Source organism: Subtercola boreus (genome assembly GCF_003399645.1).
Classification (GTDB): domain Bacteria; phylum Actinomycetota; class Actinomycetes; order Actinomycetales; family Microbacteriaceae; genus Subtercola; species Subtercola boreus_A.
The window spans coordinates 1-989 of record NZ_NBXD01000080.1 but is presented as its reverse complement, the minus strand read 5'-3'; the positions used below and the strand labels follow the sequence as shown (position 1 = coordinate 989).

1 protein-coding gene is annotated in these 989 nt (G+C 61.6%); it reads right to left on the bottom strand.

Going from position 1 to position 989, the window contains the following annotated elements:
* Window positions 1-882: IS110 family transposase (locus B7R24_RS17175; protein WP_301182503.1), on the bottom strand; the 882-nt coding region annotated here is incomplete at its 3' end.
* Window positions 883-989 lie beyond the last annotated feature (107 nt).

Here is a 989-nt window from a genome sequence, read left to right as displayed (position 1 = left end):
CGCGGGACAGGTTCTGGAGGCAATGAACGCTGCTTGGAAGCAGGCGTTCAGAAGACGGCGGTCGTACCGCCTTGGCCGGTGGCGGTTGCCGGAGATCTTCCCGGAATCGCGGGGAACCGGTGCAAGGCCCGCGAAACTAGCGAGCCGGTCCGGAGTTTCGAAAGCCATCAGATCAGTACCGGTCGCGGCAAGAAAGTCTGCAGCGAGCCGCATCCCAAACCCGGGAACTGTCATCAGCGGCACAGCCGAGGAGTTGCCCTTGAGTGCTGTATCGATTTCGGCTTCTAGCTCCGCGAGCTCGTCACGGATGCGGAGAAGGTCCCGGGCGAAGCGGCTAACGAGCCGGGCAGCAGCAGCCTCCCCGACCACGACCGCGGTCTGTTCGTGAGCCGCCTGAACGGCAGCAGCGGCGATGACTGCAGATTTCCGGCACTCTTGGCCTTTCAGCCAGGTCGCCAGGCGGCGCTCTCCTATCCGGCGGATCGCCGCGGGCGTCTGGTACTTAGTCAGCAGGACCAGAGGTCCTCTTGTGGTTGCGTAATTGAATGCTGCCTGAAGCGACGGGAAGTAATGGGCCATCAGAGCACGGAGGCGGTTCACGGCGCGGGTACGGTCGTGGACGAGGTCTTCGCGTCGGGCGGAAAGTAGGCGGAGCTCGACGGTGACTTCGTCGGGTTCACGCATGAGGTTCACATCGTGCCGGATGCGTGCTTGGTCGGCGATGACGACGGCATCTCTCGCATCAGTTTTGGCTTCGCCGGCGTAGGTGAGGGAAGCGTGGTGGATGGCCCGCCCCGGAATGTAGTGCAGGGGTTGCTTATGGCTGCCAAGCAACGACTGAAGAAGCCCTGTCCCACCGTGGTTTAGCCTGGATCCACCGATGGATCGTGAGGTGAGGTCGGCGCGTTAAGTGGAGAATGCCTTTCTGATCGGGAAAAATAGAGCTTGTCTAAGGTCCTATTTCACTGAAAAGAGAGGCATCTCGCAGG